Raw genomic sequence first — 20112 nt, forward strand, 5'->3', positions numbered from 1 at the left:
TTATTCACCGCCTGGCTTGGGCTGCTTTTTTGTCAAATAAAAGGCAAGCTCCTTTCGATGCTTATACGCAATCAGCATAACATTCCCCAACCACACCCACATTATGGCTCCCACATAACCGCCAATATACAAATACACGCCTAAAAGCAGCGTGCCTAATACCACCTGTAAGCCATCCGCCGAGGAGGAAATGGACTTTCCTCTTGTCGCCAGCTTCGTTACGGCCATGCTAACTGCCAAGATGATCGCTAAGGCAAGGGAAGCCTCAAACTTCGTCAGCGCGCTCCAAACACCGAAAGTAACGGCAATCGCTTTGCCGCCTCTCCCTTTCAGAAATGGCGAAAAGGCATGCCCTACGATCGGTGCCAGCGCAACAGGAATCAATGCATGACCTTGAATACGCGTATTCTCCAAGCTAAATCCCAGGATCCAAACTAGCACCAGGTACCCTTTTAAAAAGTCAAGAATAATGCCCGCAAGCCCGGTCCGATACCCCGCTGCTCTCCACAAGTTTAATGCCCCTGGATTGCCATCGCCAACGTGATTGAGATTGTGTCTGGCCAACAGTCCAAGCCAATAAGAAAACATCAGAGCGCCTGATAAAAAAGCGCAAGCCGTCCATACGATGGTCATAGCTCCCGCCTGCTTCCTACTTTGACATTCCTTCCTTTCCACGCTACATGACCCAGAAACACCACTTGATAAACAGAATACAGCATGACAACAATCATAAATATCGTTGAGAAAATATGCAAAATAGGCATGATGACACCAAACTTCCCCACATACCTGACAAAATAAAATAGCTGCATCATGTAGATCAAATAACCCATAAATAAAGGGAGCCACCAGGACGTGTTCAAAAATAAAAAGAACGTTTCGGAAGCAACGAGACCGATTACCCACAGGGCAATAAGCGCGATAGTCCCGCCTTTCAGTTTGGATGTTCCAAGGGCGGCCCCTTTACCAAAGCCTTGAATTCGACTTTTCATCCCCTGCGCATACATACGGAAGGATACGAGACCATAACCAATGAAATTCGTCACTTGGATACCTGATTTGCGAAAGGCGGCTCCGAGGTTCAAGTCGTCCAGCATTTCCCCTTTGACGCTCTCGTGACCTTTAATGGCTTCGTAATCTGCTCTAGTTGTTAAAATACAGGAACCATACAGCCCCTTATTCGGACTGTCTTTCTCAAAGGGTGAGGTGAAAGCAAACACACCTAAGAAGTTAAAAATGAGAGCCAGCCTTTCACCGAAACTTACCGTATAGTGAAATGGCACGACCGAGATGACGCCTCCGGCTTGCTGTCTGGCCATGATTAATATTTCCAGTGCGCGTGGCACTAATCGAATGTCGGCGTCAAGAAAGACGATCATATCCCCAGAGGACTGTAAGTAGCCGTTCCATACAGCCCAATTTTTGCCGGTCCACCCCTCTGGAAGGCTGGGATTGGAGATAACGGTAACTCCGTAGCTCTCCGCGATCTCCCTCGTGTCATCCTCCGAAAAATCGTCTACGACGATAATTTCAAAGGGTTCCAGTGTTTGTATTTTGAGCGCATGGAGCAGATGAGGTAAATTGCACGCTTCGTTTCTAGCTGGAATAATGACGGACAGCTTCACTTGATCTGCACCTGGCACATAACCTGGCCGAAGCACATTTTTCCTGAACAGTATAAACCCGCAAAGACACCCGACTACGCAAATAACCGCAACCAACATCCCAGTAACCCCCTCAATCCGATTCCCCGCAGCCGTTTGCTAAGTAACTCCCTGCTCTACTCTGGCGTTCGAGCTTGTATTGATGTATATGAACTTTGGCGCGATTTTAAGCCAGTGCGAAAGGTACTGGAAACAAACATGGATGTATTCATTAGTCAAGTCGTCCAACCATCTCCGGGGCTTTATCCATAGATTGGTGTATAGGATAGGAGGTGGTTTCTTTGCCAGGTCATATAAGATGTGTTAGAAAATCATGCAAAATTTGTCGAACTAAAAAATTCATCTGTAGAAAGAGGAAAGCACCTCCGCTTCAAAAACGACTCGTCACGGATGAAATTTGCGGCAGTATTTCACAAGAAAGCAACGGCGAAAGCGTGCAATACTGGCGGACGGCCAACACAGGACGCCGCCTGCCATTTGGAACGATTACGGTACGGAACCAGAGTCCGCATTGTACGTTAACGGTTAAAGCAGATACAACAGGGGACGGGATTTCCGACACCACTTTGTTTACACTTTCGGAGCTGAATCAAACGAAATCCATTACATTAGGAGCTGTCGCAGGCTTGGAAATAAGCGCTTCAAGTTCAGCAGAGATTAAAAGCGTTGGCCAATACTCTATCACCGCACATTATTTTTATACGATAAAAAAACGTAAGCGTCCTAAGAAGAAAATAACCGTCGTTAAGCCTCGACCGCAAATCATTTGTGATACCCCGCCTAAAGATGAAATTTATCTAGTAAAAGAAGAAACAGAACAAATCACCTGTACATCATAAAATTAGTAGGTATATGAACATATTTCTGAATATAGACAAGTTGCTATGTTAGTATCTATACCAATAATAAACCTGTTGCATTAATAGTAAGGTAATGACTTTCAAAACTCAGACCCGTAGGAGATGATTGTATGCCTTGTCTATGCAACAACAGGGAGTCTTTCAATGACGATATTTGCGGAACGTTTTTATTGACTGCCGGCATGTCATTAACCGTCTACGCGATTGATTCTTCAGCTCCAGCAATTCCCCCACTGCCAATTAGCGGTTCTGTTATTGTGAGAGCTATAAGTGGAGGGAACGTAGATGTGACCGTTCGCAACTCCATTGGAGCGTCAATTGATTCATTTACGGTGCCAGTGGGCAGTACATTTACAAGAACTTACGGCGACATTGGTTTTGTAGCTCTCCTGAATAACACGTCTTCAGCTGCAGGAGAATACGGTCTTTCTCTTCACTACTAGTTTCGCCATACACTTCATCTCTTCGGATAACTGCGACCAAAAACAAGTTGCCTGGAGGCAGCTTGTTTTTTATGTCAACCTAAAAAGCCATCTCATGCGAACTTTTGAACGATTGTGTTATAATAAGCCATATCAACTTATTTGGAGGCATTTTGACATGAAAATTTACGTCATCCTCTCTTTCGACGGCGAAGAAATGGAAAATGTTTATGTAGGCACAGACGAGGAGAAAGCGCTGTCGTTCACGCCCGCTGATTTCGATAATAGCGAAGCTCTGTTTGTGGAAATTTGGGAAGACGGCGAGAAAACGGATGACTTCCGATTAGAACAATAAAAGAACCTTCTACCATAAATACATAGAAAGGCGGCACGAACATGGTACATGCATTCACCATTCAGCCCGAAACCTACACAACCTTCGAGGATGAAACCGAACAATTGGAGCAGTGTAAGGAATGGGGCTTGCTTTCTGAGAAAGCGGCCAAAACGAAAACCTTTTACTACAAAAACAATGGCATGAACTTGTCTTGCGACATCGTTGGCCTGGTAGATAAAATGACCGCTGTCATTGCATTCGACAATAAACAGCTGCACTGCATTCACCCCTCCTATCTGAAGGAGATGCAGGCGGCCAATTACAGCCAAAGATTGACGACTGCTGCAGACGAGACGACTGGAACTGACGCGGCAGAGTCTGAAGCCGAAGCTCCCGTTGCTGTAGAAGACAACGCCGCTCCTGTCGAGCAGGAAGCTGAACAAGCGAAAGCTCCGAAAGCAAAGCAGCCGAAAGAAAAAGCACCAAAAAAAGAAAAGGCGCCGAAGCTGGAGCTGCCTGAAGATAAAGTTAAAATGATCGCTACGGTGCAGGAATTTACAACCGTCCCTAACAACTTCTCCGATAATGATGATGAAGTTATTATTTATGAGGCTGTTTCCATCACGGATCCCGCTATGGAGATCGGCACAGCTTGGTCCAGTCACAGCAACACGCTCAAAAAGCTGGAGCTTGAAGTCGGAGATACCGTCACCTTCGAGTGCAAAATCGTAGCCAAGAAGCTTAGCAAGCATCCTGTAGCTTACAAAATCAACAACCCTGCCAAAATGCAAAAGGTAACGGCGGAATAAGAAGACCAAAAAAGCTTAATCCTTCAGCCTCAGCAAGCTGGGATTAAGCTCTTTTAACGCTGCCGCGGCAGCAGAGGGACGTGCTTCAGATGACGTATATTCAGAATCTTAGCTTCAGCGAAAGCCCGCTTTACTTTGCGTACCGCCGGCAAACGATCGGCAACGAACAGTTTCATGGCACGTTTCATGCTCATCAAGGCGTAGAGATTTTGTTTGTACACGAAGGGCAAGGCACGCTGATTGTGGATCAACAAAGCTATGAGGTTACCGCCGGCATGCTCTGCGTTTTCCAACCCTATCAGCTGCACCATATCCAAGTGAGTCCCGACACGCCTTTCATCCGCTCGATTGTGCACTTCGAGCCCTATCTCTATGAATCTTATTTTGAGAGATGGCCGAAGCTGCTTACGTTTTTCAAGCAAATGCACACCAGCAAGCTGCCTGCGCCATGCATTTACCATGTCGGCGAGCCGGAGCCGCTGCTTTCGCTTTTTCCAAGCCTGGAAGAGAAAATTCCGACGTTAGCCAAGAAAGACGAGCTGGAGGAATTCTCGTTATTCCTCGTTGCTTTTTTCCGAGCTTTGCGGCAAATATGGGAACGAAGCGATGTGCAGTTCGACTCCGGCCACAAGCGCCATAAGCATCAGGCCGAGCGCATTCTCGGCTGGCTCGAAGGGCATTACACGGAACCGCTTCGACTTGAGCACATGGCTAGCGAGCTCCACCTGTCCCCTTACCATCTCTCTCATCTGTTCAAGGAATGTACAGGCAGCAGCATTTCCGATTATGTGACCGCGCGCAGAATGCAGCAAGCTGTTATGCTTTTAACTTCAACCGAGCAGTCGATCGCACAAATCGCCGAAAATATCGGGATTACGAACAGTTCCTACTTCTGTAAAATGTTTAAAAGCCGTATGGGCAGCACGCCCCATCAATTTCGCCTGCAATGGCAGAAGCAGCGCTGACAGCCATGGCAAGCAGCTTCTTATTTGTAGCTGCTTCTTATTTGTAGCTGCTTCCAGTCGAGATGGCAGTCGTTGCAAAATTCTCGATCGACTTATTTTTCTCATAGAAATGGGTTGCATTCGCCTGAACACCTTCACGGGTATAGAAAGCATCCTCAGGGCCGATCGGGAATTTTACCAATTGTCCAGTGCTCGCCGATTTATAAATAGCTGTAATTAATTCAAGTGTTTGTCTGCCGCTGCTCCCATCAATTAAGAGAGGCGCTCCTGTCTCAATGGCGGTAAGCACATTATCAATTTGGCCCGCATGGCCTTCATGCACAACGTCTGGCAGGGCATCATAGAAAGCCTGCAGCTGTGACTCCAATGCTGGGTTCGGCTCAGGGAAACCGTTCGCTTTTGAGTTGGATGCTTTCACCTTCCAAGGTGTGGAGACGCGTGCTTTAGCGCCTTGGAAAATCAACTGCTGCTCCTCCCCGTGATGAACAACAGAGGAGGTCAATTGACCGAGCGATCCGTTGGCGTAACGCAGCATACCGATCGAAAGATCCTCCACTTCGGCATTATCATGCGCAACATTGCTCATGAATGCCTGCACTTCACTCGGGCTGCCCATCATCCACAGCAGCGCATCGATATGATGCACGGCGTGGTTCAGTGTCGGGCCGCCGCCTTCTTTTTCCCATGTGCCGCGCCACCAGAGATCATAATACGAATGGCCGCGCCACCAGAACGAATCGACCTGCACGTGCAAAATATTCCCCATGAGTCCGCTTTCCAGGACAGACTTCATTTTCATCATCGGCGTTTTGAACCGATTTTGAGCCACAACGGACAACAGCTTGCCTGTGCGCTGCGACACTTCATTCATCGTATCGCACTCTTCGAGCGAAGATGCCATCGGCTTCTCCACCATGACATGCGTGTTAGCCTCCATAAATTCAACAGCCAATGAAGCATGCGTATACGGTGGTGTACAAATGGAAACGAGGTCAATCTCCCCCGTGAGCAATTCTTTATAATCCTTGACAGCCTTGGCATTCAGCCCATGCTGGTCAATACGTTCCTGCGCCTTGTCTACATAGATATCACTAATCGCCACAATTTGGCAGCGCTCCGGAAATTTCAAATAGGCTTCGATATGTGCGTTCGATATAGCTCCTGCACCAATAATAGCTACTTTGAGCATGCTTATTTCCTCCTTCAGCTTATTGGTACAAGCTTACCAATATTCGCCTGCGAAATGTGCACACATCTTGTGCAAAAATACGACTATTTTGCGGTTGAATAGCAGCCAACAGCCTTCTGATTTAATACAAATGGATAAATAACGGTGGAAGCTCCAGCTAAATCGTCGATGATTGCCCGAAAACTGATACACACGTGAAATTAGCGGATGATTTTCCAGTTATTAGGTTGAAAAATGGATTGTTCGCATGAAATAACTGGAGTAATCAGCGCTTATAACTAACTACATGCAAATCAAAAAAAGGCCGCCCTGTAGGCGACCTTTCATGTGACTATTTCCTTTAAACGCTTCAATGCTTCAGCTTTCTTCTCGCTTCCAATTCCTTTTTCAGTGCATGCTCAACCGATTCAGCCATTAGATCGAATTTCTCAGCAACGGAATAACCGAGCACCACGCCGCAATGCGTACATTTCTGCAATTGAAGATCTGTCATTTTGAAACAATGTCTACACTTGATCACAGTAAGCCGAACCTCCTATCGTGAAGCATCGTCTCTATTCAGCATCCGAAGCGCAGCGGAATCCAATATTTCCTGTCGAGCTGTCCGGTGTGTTTTTGCTTCGCGCAGCTACGCGGTACCGGTTGCAATACGATTTGTGGCACAAATAGGAGCCGCCACGCATCACACGGGCTTGACCGGACGGAGGTCCAACCGGGTTCACTCGTTTGGCTTTCACATGATAATCCGGGCTGAACCAGTCCGAGCACCACTCCCAAACGTTGCCCGAAACATTATACAATCCGTAGCCATTAGGCTCGAATGCTCGAACCGGCGCTGTGCCTGCATAACCGTCGCTAGCGTTATTCTTAATCGGGAATTTCCCCTGCCAAATGTTGCATCTATGCTGTCCTCCCGGCTTCAGTTCATCGCCCCAGGGATAGCGCTTTTGCACCAAACCGCCTCGAGCGGCATACTCCCATTCGGCTTCAGTAGGAAGACGTTTGCCTGACCATTTGCAATAAGCCAGCGCATCTTGATAGGACACGTGGATGACCGGATGATCCCATCTGTCTTCCACATGGGAGTCCGGTCCTTCCGGATGCTGCCAATCGGCACCCTCGACAACCCACCACCACGGCGTTTGCTGCACGGCGGATTTCACCTTTTGAGCTGTCGCTTCGGAGACAAATAAATGAAAAACAAACGACCAACCAAACGATTCCGCTTCGGTGCGATACCCCGTTTGATCAACGAATTGCTTAAATTCCGCATTGGTTACCGTACATGGATCTATGTAAAAAGGCTTGATGGTTACCTCACGTACCGGTCCTTCACCATCGGCCGGGAAACCCTCTTGGTCGTCCGTTCCCATCAGGAACGTGCCTCCCTCCAGATAGATCATACCCGACTTGTCCGAAACTTGACGATCGTTAAGGTCAACCGTTTGAGCTTGAGCCTGAACAGGTGTCGGAGCGTCGGAGTGAGCTTGTGTAGCTGAATCTCGACTTGCTGAACAACAGGACTTATTAGCTTCCATAAAAATCTCCCCCCCATTTTATCATGAATGCCAAAACAACGTTATAAGACAAGAATATCACCTTCCAGGTAAACAAGAAAGGACCATTCGACAATCGTCGACTGGTCCCTGCCTGTTTACTTGCTTATCGCTCCGGTAGACTTGCGCACGACGAGCTCCGGTTTAAGCACTTGCTCCGGCTTGGCGTCCGCCTTGTTCGCGAGCTGCGCGATCACAAGATCAACCGCCAGCTTCCCCATCGCCTCGATCGGCTGGGCGATCGTGGTCAAAGGCGGGTCTGTGACCGAGGCCAAAATCGTATCGTCGAAACCGACGATCGATACGTCTTCCGGCACGCGCAGACCCAAAGCTTTGGCCGCTTGCAGCGCGCCAATGGCGAGCAGATCGTTACAGCAGAAGAGCGCCGAAGGTCGCCCCTCCTGCTGGAGCAGCTCCATCGTTTGGCGCTTGCCGTCGCGAAGCAGATCGTAGCCGCCGGACTTCACCGAGGCTTCCGGCAGTTCGAGCCCCGCGCCCGCCAGCGCTTCACGGAACCCGCGAATGCGCTCCCGGGAGGAACTGACCTTCAGATGCTCGGCCAACACGGCAATCCGGGTATGTCCGAGCTCAAGCAAATGCTGCGCTGCTAATTTGCCTCCTTCGAAGTCGCCTACATGCACGGTTTGTACATAGGGACTTGCCATCTCCCTGGCTATGGAAACAATGGGAATCGACTTATCGACCAAGGGCGATAAAAGTTCCAAATTGTCCATGCCAGTACCGATGATCATGCCGTCCACGCTTTTTTGCTGCAGCAGCGTTAAATACCGCTCAATTCGCTCGTCTTCGTTATGCGTTGAGCAAATGACAATGCTATAACCGAGCTTATGTCCTTGATCTTCAACCGCATGCGCGATTTCAGCAAAAAAAGGATTTGAAATATCGGGGACCAACAGCCCGAGAGTGTATGTCTTTTTGCCGGTCAAAGCCGCAGCAATAACGCTCGGTCGATAATTTAACCGTTCCATCACGAGAAAAATTTCGTTGCGGCGCTCCTCGCTGATTTTACCTTTTCCGTTGATTACCTGCGAAACGGCTGCAATCGATACACCGGCTTCACGGGCTACATCATATATGGTTGCCTTCATTTGCTTCTCCCATCGTTGTTTCTTCCACATTAGTCTCTATTATGCTTAGAAGGCATCCAAGTTGCAACCCGGTCGTACAGCCGTTATTCGCGAGGTTTGGTCATGAGCCAAGCATGATCGGGATCATTATGGAACTTCCACGTCCGCGTTGGCCCTGCCATGACGTTCAAGTAATACACTTCGTACCCAGGCGGCGCACACACCGGATGATAACCTCTCGGCACCAGCACCGTTTGACCGTCACGAACAACGAGCGTCTCATCCAAAGATCGGTCATCCGTATACACGCGTTGAATTGCGAAGCCCTGCTCAGGCTGAACATGGAAGTAATAGGTCTCCTCCAGCAGTGACTCATCGGGCAGTGAATCCCGGTCATGCTTATGAGGCGGGTAGCTGGACCAATGTCCATCCGGGGTAAAAACCTCAACAACGAGTAAGCTGTCTGCTGACTCCTGTTCGGGGAGGATATTATGAATCCGACGCTCGATATTGCCATATCCGCGAGTCTCGATGCCAACCTGCGCCGGTTCAATCAAACGGGCCGGGTAGGTGCCTAAGCAGGGAGCGGCGCAAACCGCCAACTCCACGTCCGTTAGAGCTTTAACTTCGTACACGTCGTCATTCGGCACATACACGGAATAAGGGGCGATTTTCTCAAAAACGCTCATCCGTTCCCCGATTCCTTGCCACGATTGGAGCTTGGTGGACACGTCCGCTTTCCCGCTTAAAAGGACCAGGCAAACTTCATGGCTGCCTGTTTCACGATGCAGAACCTGGCCTTCCGCCAGCTTGACGACTTGAAACCCTACATACTCCCACCCTGCAGATTCGGGAGTGACGGTAAGGACGACACCCTCTTTATCTGCCTCATGGGCTTTAACGATTAGATTGGAATCCGACATGTTATCCCTGCCTCCCTACTGCATTATTGAGCTACTGACTGCTGCGACAACAGCTGGCTGATTTCGCTGATTTTTACCGGACGCTGCAGCTCTCGCGAGAATTTCGCAGCCAGCGCAATCCGTTCTGCTTGCAGCCCGTCAAAGCCTTCAACCGGGAGGGCATGGCCCTTCACAAGGCTATCGATGAACATTTGTGTCTCAAGGATATACGCTGCATTGTAGCGTTCCAAGAAGAAATGCAGCGGTTTATCCCGCATAATGCCTTCGGCTGTGGAAATCTCCGCCGTATTCGGGTGATCATTGGTCACAGCGACACTGCCTTTGGAACCGAATACTTCCACTCGCTGATCGTAACCGTACACAGCCTGGCGGCTGTTATCGATGACGCCAAGCGCACCGTTTGCGAAACGAAGCGTCACAATCGCCGTATCAACATCGCCATGCTCAGCGAAAACCGGATTGATCAGCACATTCCCCTGTGCATATACCTCTTCCACTTCGCTGCCGGTTACGAACCTGGCCATATCAAAGTCGTGGATCATCATATCCATGAAAATGCCGCCGGACACTTTGATGTAATCCGGATGCGGAGGATTCGGATCGCGCGATGTAATTTTCACGATGTGAGGATCTCCGATCGTTCCGTTCTGCACGTGCTCGCGCACACGTTTAAAGTTATGATCGAACCGGCGGTTAAATCCGATTTGCAGCTGAACGCCGGCTTGACGCACCACTTCCAGCGCTTCTTCCGTTTGCGTAATGTCCATGGAAACCGGCTTCTCGCAGAAAATGTGTTTGCCGGCTTTCGCCGCTTGCTTAATCAAAGGTACGTGCGTATCCGTTGACGAGCAAATAAACACAGCGTCAATGTCGGGATTGGCGATTAGCACCTGGCTATCCTGTACGACTTGGTCGATGCCTCTTTCCGCTGCCCAAGCTGTAAGCTCCTCTCCGGCAAATAAATCACTCACCGCAACAACTTCTACTTGCGGCAGTTTCAACAGATTATCGGTATGGATTTTTCCGATTCGTCCCGCTCCGATGATGCCAACTCTGATCTTCTTCATTGTGCATGTCCTCCCGCTTTTCCATCGCTGCCAAACAAACGAATTTTCGCCTTCACAGAAGCCTTGATCGCTTCCCGCGCCGGGATCAAATAATTGCGCGGATCGTAAGCTTCCGGATGCTCTTGCAAATAGCTGCGAATCGCTGCTGTACAGGCCGATTGGTTATCTGTATTGACATTGATTTTAGAAGTCCCCAAAGCAATCGCTTGCCGAATTTCGCTCTCCGGCAGGCCGCTGCCGCCGTGCAGAACAAGCGGCAAGCCCGTGATTCGCTGAATTTCGCCCATGCGGTCAAAGCCTAATTTCGGCTGCCCCCTGTAGGGCCCATGCACGGAACCTAACGCAGGTGCCAAGCAGTCAATCCCGGTCTCGTACACCAGCTTGACGCAATCCTCCGGCACGGCATACATCCCCTCGGCTTCGTCCACTACCAAGTCGTCCTCACGTCCCGTGATTCTTCCAAGCTCTGCTTCAACGGTTGCCCCAAGGACATGAGCCATCTGAGTGACCCGCTGCGTCACTTCAATGTTCGCCTCCAAAGTGTGGTGTGAAGCATCGATCATCACAGAGGTAAACCCGGCATGAATGGCCCGTACACACACCTCATACGTTGTGCCATGATCCAGGTGAAGAGCAACCGGCACCGTAATTCCGTAATGCTCGATGAGCGCATTGACCATTCCTACAATGCAGGGAAGCCCGCCCATGTAAGGAATATAAGGCTCGCTGACACCGAGAATGACGGGTGCCTTCTCTTCCTGGGCCGCTTGCAGAATTGCCTGAGTAAATTCCAGGTTGTTCAAATTAAACTGTCCAACGGCATACTGTTCTTCAAGGGCCTTTTGCAGCATGTCTTTCATCGAAACCAGCGCCATACCTTCCACTCCTTCTCTGTCTCCATCACGTTTTCTTCTTACATTACCAGCGTGCGGTCACCATTTTCTTCCGTGTATAAAATTCAACGCCATCCGTGCCGTTCGCATGCAGATCTCCGTAGAAAGATTTCTTCCATCCCGAGAAAGGGAAGAACGCCATTGGCGCAGGTACGCCAAGGTTGACACCAAGCATGCCGGCATCAATCGTATCCCGGAATTGTCTTACAGCGCTTCCGCTATCGGTGAAGATACAAGCGCCATTCGCAAAATCCGAACGATTGGCCAAATCAATCGCTTCTTCCAGAGAGTCTACCCGCACAATAGAAAGCACAGGAGCAAAAATTTCGTCTTTCCAAATTTTCATATCACATTGCACGTTGTCAAAAATCGTTGGTCCAACGAAATAGCCTTCACCGCCCGCAGCCGCATCTTTACGTCCATCGCGCAGCAGCAAAGCTCCCTCTTGCTCTCCGGTCTGAATATATTGCAGTGTGCGCTCCTTATGCGGCCCGCGAATGACAGGACCAAGGAAGATGCCTTCTTCGTTGCCGTTGCCGATCGTAATTTTATCCGCAGCTTCCACTAGCTTCTCTACGAGCTTATCGCCTACATCTCCCACAGCGACAACTACCGAACAAGCCATACAACGCTCGCCGGCAGAACCGAAGGAAGCATTAATAATTTCTTTCACCGCTAGGTCCAAATTCGCATCCGGCAGGACGATGGAATGGTTTTTGGCGCCAGCCAGCGCCTGCACGCGTTTCCCGTGCGCGGAAGCCGTTTTATACACATATTCTGCAACAGGCTGTGACCCTACGAACGAAACCGCCTTAATGTCTTTATGCTCCAAAATGCCGTTCACCACATCATGCGCGCCATGAACGATGTTGAGCACACCTTCCGGCAAGCCGGCTTCCATAAATAGCTCAGCCAGACGATTAGCCAGCAGCGGCGTCCGCTCGGACGGCTTCAAAACAAACGTATTGCCGCAAGCAATCGCCAGCGGGAACATCCAGCAAGGCACCATCATCGGGAAGTTGAAAGGCGTGATGCCGCCAACAACGCCAACCGGATAGCGATACATGCCGGACTCGAGCCCCGTTGCGATATCCGGAAGCTGCTTGCCCATCATCAGATTCGGCGCACCCGCTGCGAACTCGACGCATTCGATCCCGCGAAGCACTTCACCGTAAGCTTCCGTGTAGCTTTTGCCGTTTTCTTTGGTTACGAGGCGCGCCAGCTCTTCCCAATGATCAACCAGGAGCTGCTGGTACTTGAAAAGAACGCGGGCTCTGCGCGGAACAGGTGTAGCGCTCCATGTTTTAAAAGCAGCGTTTGCCGCTTGAACAGCTTGATTTACATCCTCTTTTGTTGAAAACGGCACATAAGCAATGATTTCTTCGGTTGCCGGATTCATCACGGCTTCGTTCTGCGTTGCAGCGGATTCTACCCATGCTCCGCCAATCAAGTTTTTCAATACTTGTGTCATTGTGGTTTCCCCTTTCAAAATTGCCTGGTATCTAAATATCGCCTATGAGGCAGTAATTTCATTGCGATTGCAGCGCTCAATATAATCTTCTACTTGATTAACGGTAGGCATCGCATCCGAGCAGCTATGGCTGGAAATAACGATACATGCGGCAGCGCTTCCGAATTCCATGCTTTTCTCAAGCGTCCAGCCTTGCATAACGCCATACAGGAATCCTGCAGCATAGGAATCACCCGCCCCGAAGGTTTTGACGACTTTGGCCGGGAAGCTTTTCGCCCGGTGCCCCTCATCATCCTGTGTATAAGCGATGGAGCCTTCTTTCCCATGCTTGATGATGACGATTTTCGCCGAATGGTTAAACCACTTGGAAGCCGTAACTTTATCGTCGGAGGACTCATTATTTTCGAAGCATTCCATCATATCGAACTCTTCACGCGTTCCGAGGATGATGTCGCATTTTTCAGCGGCAAGATTGTAATAAACCGCCGTTTCTTCCGGTGATGTCCATGTATAAGGGCGATAATCCAGATCGAAAACGATGACGGCGCCGTGCTTTTTCGCATAATTCAATGCCTGGAATACGGCTTCTCGCGATGGGCTTTTGGCAAGCGCCGTCCCGGAAATTAGCAGCACTTTAGCCTGGCCGATCAGCTCTTCTTGCACCTCGTTAGGCGTCAATTTCAGGTCGGCTGCGTTGTCACGGTACATCAGAATGCTGCAATCGGTAGGACTTTTAATCTCTGTAAAAGCAAGCCCCGTCACCGCTCCGGTTGTATCCGTTACAACACCGGCGGTGTCAATCTTGTTGCGCTGTAAATAATCGGTAATAAATCGGCCCATTTGATCGTTGGCCACTTTCCCGATGAAAGCCGTATTCAGACCTAAACGCGACATTCCAATCGTGATATTCGCAGGCGATCCGCCGACATATTTCGTAAACGTCATCGTTTCTTCCATGGGGCGATGAATTTCATTCGCATTCAAATCGATGCACAAGCGTCCAATAGCTACAAAATCAAGCGGCTTATTCGTCGGAAAAGATACATAAGTCATGGCTTCTCTACCTGCTTTCTTGGGATATGAACGTTTGGATAAAATCAAGTGATTTCTTCGCGTATTCGTATGCTGGATGTTCAGCGGGATCTTGCTCGCCTTCGAGCATCGCCCAACCACTGTAGTTGCGCTCTAGCAGCTCCCTGAAAATCGGGGCAAAATCCAGACATCCGTCACCCGGTACCGTGAACACGCCTTGCCGAATGCAAGTCACGAAATCGGCGTTCGACGCGCGAGCTTGGTCGAGTATTTCTTGCCGAATGTCCTTTAAATGAATATATGCGATACGATCGTAATGCTTACGCAAAACTGCAAGCGGGTCGGCTCCGCCATAATACGCGTGGCCTGTATCAAACAATAAATACACCAGATTCGGATCGGTCAGCTCCATTAAGCGATCGATTTCTTCCGGCTGTTCGACAGCCGTTCCACCGTGATGATGATACGTCAGTTTGAGACCGTACTCCTGAGCGATGGCTCCGGCTGCATTCAGACCTTCTGCCAGCGAATGCCAGGCTGCTTCATCGAAACGCAGCACTTCCTTCTCGTTAGGCGTACGCCGCGGATCAAAGTGCAGGGAACCTCCCACTTCGCACGTGGAGATGACGGTGCTTCCCATCTCATGAAGAAACTCCACATGTTTGCGGTACGCTTCAAGTTCCGCCTCGCGGTAAGCCGGGTCGGAAAAAAGCACCGATTTCCACTGCGATGTCAGCTGAATGCCGCGCTTCGCAAGCTCAGCCTTTAGAACGGTCGGATCTGTCGGATATTTCCGTCCCATCTCGGTTCCCGTCAACCCTAAAGCCTGGATGTCGTCAACAATTTGCTCAAATGTAGTATCAGCGCCGTGCTCTTTCACATCTTCGCCAACCCAGTTAATTGGATGTATGCCAAGTTTAAAAGGTTGTTTTCCCATGCAGCGTATCCCCTCTCGCTAAATAATCGTGACCGCCTGAATGCGGGCCTTCATGTTTTCGTGCGCTTGAACCACCTTGCTTGAGACGGAAACCTCTGGTACGCCCACATTCCACCAGGATTCATACCCATCGGTATTCGTGCCTGGAACAACAGAAATTTCAATGAGTGTAGTTACACTCTCCTGTTTGGCCTGCTGCAGCGCTGTCTGAAGCTCCTCAGCCGTATTTGCCTTATAAGCCTTAGCCCCCAAACTGCGAGCATGCGCGGCAAAATCAATAGGCATATAGGCACCCGTCAAACCGCCTGTTGCTTCGGTGCGGTAGCGGAATTCGTTACCGAAACCATCACTGCCTTGGCTTCTTTGAAGGTTATGAATACATTGAAAGCCGTGGTTGTCAAATAGCAAAACCGTAATTTTGCGTCCTTCTTGCAAGCTGGTGACCATCTCGGAATGCATCATCAGGTAACTGCCGTCGCCTACCATGGCGTATACGTCACGTTCAGGTTCTGCCAGGGCAGCCCCGAAGGCTCCGGCAATTTCGTACCCCATACAGGAGAAGCCATACTCCATGTGATAGGTTTTGGGCTCCACCGGCCGCCACAATCGATGCAAATCACCCGGCAGGCTGCCTGCCGCACAAACGATCACCGAGGATGGGTCAATTGCCGCGTTAATGACACCCAATGCACGCGTTTGTGCCAGTCCAGCCTCATGCTCAGCTGCGTATAAGCGGTCCACTTCAGCTATCCATTGCTGTCTGAGCCCGTCAATTTCCCCGCTTTCGTATGCGGTTCTATAAGCAAACTGTGTAAGCGCTTCCTTCAAGGCGATAAGACCTTCTCTCGCATCTGCGGTAATCCCCACGCCATTTAACTTCGCCGCATCAAATCCGCTGACATTAATGTTGACGAACTGCACGTCAGGATGCGTAAAAGCCGATTTCGACGATGTTGTAAAATCGGAATATCGCGTTCCGACGCCGATAATGACGTCCGCCTCTTGCGCGAGCCGGTTGGCTGCCAGCGACCCTGTGACGCCGATTGCACCGACCTGCAGCGGATGGTTCCAAGGCAGCGCGCTTTTGCCGGCTTGCGTTTCGGCTACGGGAATGCCGAAAGCTTCGGCGAACGCAGCAAGCTCCTGCGAAGCGGAAGCGTACAGCACGCCTCCGCCGGCGATGATGAGCGGCTTGCGCTTGCCTTTCAGCAGCTCCGCTGCACGTTTGATCGCGCCCTCTGCGGCTGGCCGACGATCGATATAATGGACTTTCTTATCAAAGAAAGCTAAAGGATAATCATAGGCCTCCGCCTGTACATCCTGCGGCAGAGCCAAAGTGACTGCTCCGGTCTCAGCCGGATCTGTTAAAACACGGATAGCCTGAACGGCAGCTGTCATCAATTGTTCCGGTCTGACGATCCGGTCCCAATATTTGCTTACTGTTTTGAAAGCATCCGTAGCCGATATGGTGTAATCCTGAATAGATTCCAATTGCTGCAGCACGGGGTCTGGCTGTCTGGAGGCAAAGTTGTCTCCGGGCAGCAGCAGCACCGGAATGCGGTTAACCGTCGCTGTTGCTGCGGCTGTGACCATATTCAACGCACCCGGGCCGATCGAGCTCGTGCAGGCATAGATTTGCTGCCGATTCCGCTGTTTGGCGAAAGCGATTGCAGAATGTACCATGCCTTGTTCATTTTTACCTTGCCGATAAGTAAGACTGCCCGCGCTTCGTTCCAACGCTTCGCCGATGCCCGTCACGTTGCCATGCCCAAAAATACCGAAAACACCTTCAACAAACTTCTGCTCTCTACCATCAACCGATATGTACTGACTGTCCAAGAATCGAAGCAAAGCCTGTGCCATCGTTAAACGGATTGTGCTCATGGGTATCTCGATCTCCTTTGCTATCCCGAGGGATTAAGCGCTTAATCTCTCCTGTTTTAAGCACTTAATCCTCATCGAGGTTAAGCGCTTAATTTGATATTACTACAGGATTTCAAATGCTTCAACAATTATTTTCCAACGTCATTTTTACAGCTAAAAAAAGTCTAATTGTCTCCATGAGAAAATAAGTTTTTACATATATATTCAAGCTATGGAGAAGCGATGATGAAGTTCATTTCCGATAAAAGGTTCAGGAACATTCTACTTTTTCATTCCTTGCAACTAGCTGCGGGTGGGTAGGTCGGCTTGTCGATTTGAAAACAGACACGGATGCCAACGGCAGCCTGGGACAGCTCATCTGGATTGTCACCCCGCTTTCTAATTGGCCATGGCACACTGTTGGATACAACACCCTTGTCTCCCCTATTTTTCTCTGCGGTTGGAATGGCGATCTTGCCCAGCTTCATTTACATGGAGAGGCGTCGTCATCTTGTCCGTTGTATATGGCGAAATACGGCTGTTGACGAATAGTGTCTGACCAGCCGTAGTCATGCATACCATAGGTAATGCTTTTTTCGATACTTTAATTTTTAAAAAATTTATCGTAATTCAAGAGGGTTATTCATTTCTGATGATGCCAAGTCCCGATGGAGTGTTTAGCATGGTGATTACGGGATTAATTGGATTATGGTTATACAAAATCAGGGTCAAATCAATGCGTAGCTGACAAACGCCAGCTTGCTGCTATCCGGAGACCAAGAGTTGACATTAATCGTGCCTTGTCCTCCAAACAGTTGAACCAGTGTTCTAGCTTCGCCGCCACCGCTTGGCATCAAGCGTATTTCCACCTGCTTGTTCGGGGGATGATCGCCGGGTTCAACATCGCCTTTTTTGTAAGAGATATAAGCAACAAGCTCGCCGTCGGGGGACACATGCGGAAACCAGTTGTTACTTTCATCAAACGTCATCTGCGTCTGCTCGCTGCCATCTACGTTCATGCGCCATACTTGCATCAGACCCGATCGCACGGAATTAAACCAGATATGCTTGCCATCCGGCGAATATTCAGGACCGTCATTCAGACCCGGACTATCCGTTAGCTGTCTTTCCACACCACCGGCAGCAGGAATTGTATAAATGTCATATTGTCCGTTCCGTTCTGCACAGTAGGCTAGCTCACTGCCGTCTGGTGACCACCCGTGCAAATAACTCGGCGCCATAGGGGTAACGAGAACCGGATGTCCTTCCTCCAGCGGTACGATGTAAATGCGAGACTGGCCGTCTTCCTGCGTATGATGACTTACGGCAATTTGCGTTTGATCGGGCGATAGCACGTGATCGTTATTACAATGATCAATGTATCCCGAATCAATTAACGTGCTTTCACTTTCCAAGATATCAAAAGAATAGAGGCGGCCCAAACTATTATAAATGAGTCGGTTACCGTCACTCGTCCAATTCGGAGCTTCGATCAGGTAATCGTAATAAGCCAGCTGCGTGCGCTCACCCGTATAGATATCGACGACTTCAAGGATGCTCCTCACGTTGCGGCCTTTATTCGTCAGCGGTTCTTTTAATGTATTCATTTGCTTTCCTCCGTAGTCTATAGGATGCAACTTCATCTCTTAAATACTTCGATGTTGGCACGTTTAAACCTGCCTGATTTTCCGCAGCCCAAAAAGACATCCCCAGTCCAACGACTGAGGATGTCTTAACCAAAACCTTCTATCTCACAAGCCCATGCGGATCGATCACGAATTTCCGTGAAACTCCGCGATCGAATTCCTGATACGCGCTATGCGCATCCTCTAAAGAGATTTTCGTCGCGTTCACTGCTTTCGCGATTTGCGCGCGACCGCTGAGGATCGCCATCATCAAGTCACGATGGTATTTCATGACCGGCGTTTGGCCGGTGACAAACGTATGCGATTTGGCCCAGCCAAGCCCAAACCGGATTTTTAGCGTACCGATTTTGGAGTCCTCATCTACAGCACCAGGATCGCCTGTCACATATAACCCTGGAATACCCAGACTGCCGCCCGCACGCGTAACCTCCATGATGGAATTGAGCACAGTCGCCGGCGCCTCGCCATGCGCCTTGCCATGTCCGTGGGCTTCGAAGCCGACACAGTCAATCGCGCAATCCACTTCCGGTGTGCCCAAAATTTGCTCGATCTGCTCGGCCAAATTGGCATGCTCACGCAAATTGACGGTCTCGCAGCCGAAGCTTTTCGCTTGAGCTAACCGTTCGGCGTTCAAATCGCCGACAATAACGACCGCTGCGCCCAGCAGTTGTGCGGAATGCGCTGCCGCCAAACCGACTGGACCCGCACCGGCAACGTATACGGTCGAGCCAGGACGGACACCGGCGCTAACTGCACCATGGTAGCCCGTTGGAAAAATATCGGATAACATCGTTAGATCCAGAATTTTTTCCATCGCTTGCGCTTTGTCTGGAAATTTCAGCAGTTGAAAATCTGCATAGGGCACCATGACGTATTCGGACTGACCGCCTACCCAACCGCCCATATCCACATAGCCATAAGCAGAGCCTGGACGATCCGGATTCACATTCAGACATACATTCGTATGGCGCTCTTTGCAATTGCGGCAGCGTCCGCAGGCAATATTGAACGGAACAGAGACCAGGTCCCCTTTTTGGATAAATTCCACATCCCGACCAACCTCAATAACTTCACCCGTGATTTCATGTCCCAAAATAAGCCCTGACGGCGCTGTCGTTCTGCCCCTGACCATATGCTGGTCGCTGCCGCAAATGTTCGTCGTGACAACTTTCAGAATGACGCCATGTTCACATTTACGTCCAACGTTCAACGGATTCACGCCCGGACCATCGCGTAAAATCAGATCCGGATAAGCCGTATCCCGGATTTCAACACTGCCTGGTTTGTTGTAAACGACCGCTCTGTTTCCTGTCATCTTCGTATTCCTCCCAAAATTGAAATGTCACTTTCGTCATTCGAACATCCGTGGAACATTCATCATTTTTTGCAT

At 49.8% G+C, this 20112-nt stretch carries 20 protein-coding genes; 5 read left to right on the forward strand and 15 right to left on the reverse strand.

Translation table 11 applies throughout. The features are described 5' to 3' along the window. Positions 1–633, reverse strand: coding sequence for a glycerol-3-phosphate acyltransferase (locus PCH02S_RS03745; protein ID WP_127450208.1), 633 nt, complete (start codon positions 631–633; stop codon positions 1–3). Further along, a complete protein-coding gene (locus PCH02S_RS03750) occupies positions 630–1724 on the reverse strand; it encodes a glycosyltransferase (protein ID WP_127450209.1) in 1095 nt (364 codons plus the stop codon). Before PCH02S_RS03750 ends, PCH02S_RS03745 begins: the two co-directional genes overlap by 4 nt. Before the next feature lie 221 nt (positions 1725–1945). Between PCH02S_RS03750 and PCH02S_RS03755 the strand changes: the two genes are divergently transcribed. From PCH02S_RS03755 to PCH02S_RS03770, 5 genes are all read left to right on the forward strand, one after another. Beyond that, positions 1946–2503: an S-Ena type endospore appendage gene (locus tag PCH02S_RS03755; RefSeq protein ID WP_127450211.1), complete on the forward strand. Its 558-nt coding sequence runs from the start codon at positions 1946–1948 to the stop codon at positions 2501–2503. A gap of 131 nt (positions 2504–2634) precedes the next feature. Further along, the gene (locus PCH02S_RS03760; RefSeq protein ID WP_127450213.1) at positions 2635–2967 is read left to right on the forward strand and encodes an S-Ena type endospore appendage; all 333 of its coding nucleotides are present in this window, start codon (positions 2635–2637) and stop codon (positions 2965–2967) included. Between the two features lie 157 nt (positions 2968–3124). Further along, positions 3125–3301 (forward strand): hypothetical protein, encoded by a 177-nt coding sequence (locus PCH02S_RS35550; protein ID WP_164819425.1) that lies wholly within the window; start codon positions 3125–3127, stop codon positions 3299–3301. A 41-nt stretch (positions 3302–3342) separates the two neighbouring features. Further along, entirely contained in the window at positions 3343–4092 is a 750-nt protein-coding gene (locus PCH02S_RS03765) for a hypothetical protein (RefSeq protein WP_127450214.1), read from the forward strand. An 89-nt stretch (positions 4093–4181) separates the two neighbouring features. Continuing rightward, positions 4182–5057: a helix-turn-helix transcriptional regulator gene (locus PCH02S_RS03770; RefSeq protein ID WP_127450216.1), complete on the forward strand. Its 876-nt coding sequence runs from the start codon at positions 4182–4184 to the stop codon at positions 5055–5057. Between the two features lie 37 nt (positions 5058–5094). Here PCH02S_RS03770 and PCH02S_RS03775 read toward each other — a convergent pair whose 3' ends face one another. The 13 genes from PCH02S_RS03775 to fdhA all read right to left on the reverse strand — a co-directional run bounded on the left by PCH02S_RS03775 (position 5095) and on the right by fdhA (position 20037). Then, positions 5095–6246 carry a Gfo/Idh/MocA family protein gene (locus PCH02S_RS03775; protein ID WP_127450218.1) on the reverse strand — a complete coding sequence of 384 codons (1152 nt, stop codon included), beginning with the start codon at positions 6244–6246 and terminating at the stop codon, positions 5095–5097. A 349-nt stretch (positions 6247–6595) separates the two neighbouring features. Next, complete coding sequence (locus PCH02S_RS35555; RefSeq protein WP_157322049.1) at positions 6596–6766, reverse strand: hypothetical protein; 171 nt, start codon at positions 6764–6766, stop codon at positions 6596–6598. A gap of 34 nt (positions 6767–6800) precedes the next feature. Then, positions 6801–7784 (reverse strand): formylglycine-generating enzyme family protein, encoded by a 984-nt coding sequence (locus PCH02S_RS03780; RefSeq protein ID WP_127450220.1) that lies wholly within the window; start codon positions 7782–7784, stop codon positions 6801–6803. 116 nt (positions 7785–7900) lie between these two features. After that, positions 7901–8911, reverse strand: coding sequence for a LacI family DNA-binding transcriptional regulator (locus tag PCH02S_RS03785; protein WP_127450221.1), 1011 nt, complete (start codon positions 8909–8911; stop codon positions 7901–7903). Positions 8912–8994: 83 nt separating this feature from the next. After that, positions 8995–9813, reverse strand: coding sequence for a 5-deoxy-glucuronate isomerase (gene iolB / locus PCH02S_RS03790; RefSeq protein ID WP_127450223.1), 819 nt, complete (start codon positions 9811–9813; stop codon positions 8995–8997). 23 nt (positions 9814–9836) lie between these two features. After that, the gene (gene iolG / locus PCH02S_RS03795) at positions 9837–10880 is read right to left on the reverse strand and encodes an inositol 2-dehydrogenase (RefSeq protein WP_127450225.1); all 1044 of its coding nucleotides are present in this window, start codon (positions 10878–10880) and stop codon (positions 9837–9839) included. Beyond that, on the reverse strand, positions 10877–11755 hold the full coding sequence (gene fba, locus PCH02S_RS03800) for a class II fructose-1,6-bisphosphate aldolase (protein WP_127450226.1): 879 nt from the start codon (positions 11753–11755) through the stop codon (positions 10877–10879). Before fba ends, iolG begins: the two co-directional genes overlap by 4 nt. Positions 11756–11798: 43 nt before the next feature. Further along, positions 11799–13244 carry a CoA-acylating methylmalonate-semialdehyde dehydrogenase gene (locus PCH02S_RS03805; protein WP_127450228.1) on the reverse strand — a complete coding sequence of 482 codons (1446 nt, stop codon included), beginning with the start codon at positions 13242–13244 and terminating at the stop codon, positions 11799–11801. A gap of 42 nt (positions 13245–13286) precedes the next feature. Continuing rightward, positions 13287–14297 (reverse strand): 5-dehydro-2-deoxygluconokinase, encoded by a 1011-nt coding sequence (gene iolC / locus PCH02S_RS03810; protein WP_127450230.1) that lies wholly within the window; start codon positions 14295–14297, stop codon positions 13287–13289. Positions 14298–14304: 7 nt separating this feature from the next. Continuing rightward, positions 14305–15213 carry a myo-inosose-2 dehydratase gene (gene iolE, locus PCH02S_RS03815; protein WP_127450232.1) on the reverse strand — a complete coding sequence of 303 codons (909 nt, stop codon included), beginning with the start codon at positions 15211–15213 and terminating at the stop codon, positions 14305–14307. A gap of 18 nt (positions 15214–15231) precedes the next feature. Continuing rightward, on the reverse strand, positions 15232–17097 hold the full coding sequence (gene iolD, locus PCH02S_RS03820; protein ID WP_127450233.1) for a 3D-(3,5/4)-trihydroxycyclohexane-1,2-dione acylhydrolase (decyclizing): 1866 nt from the start codon (positions 17095–17097) through the stop codon (positions 15232–15234). 707 nt (positions 17098–17804) lie between these two features. Beyond that, positions 17805–18683, reverse strand: a complete 879-nt coding sequence (locus PCH02S_RS03825; protein WP_127450235.1) for a TolB family protein — start codon at positions 18681–18683, stop codon at positions 17805–17807. A gap of 139 nt (positions 18684–18822) precedes the next feature. Beyond that, the gene (gene fdhA / locus PCH02S_RS03830) at positions 18823–20037 is read right to left on the reverse strand and encodes a formaldehyde dehydrogenase, glutathione-independent (RefSeq protein ID WP_127450237.1); all 1215 of its coding nucleotides are present in this window, start codon (positions 20035–20037) and stop codon (positions 18823–18825) included. Positions 20038–20112 lie beyond the last annotated feature (75 nt).

This window comes from Paenibacillus chondroitinus NBRC 15376, assembly GCF_004000765.1.
Classification (GTDB): domain Bacteria; phylum Bacillota; class Bacilli; order Paenibacillales; family NBRC-103111; genus Paenibacillus_E; species Paenibacillus_E chondroitinus.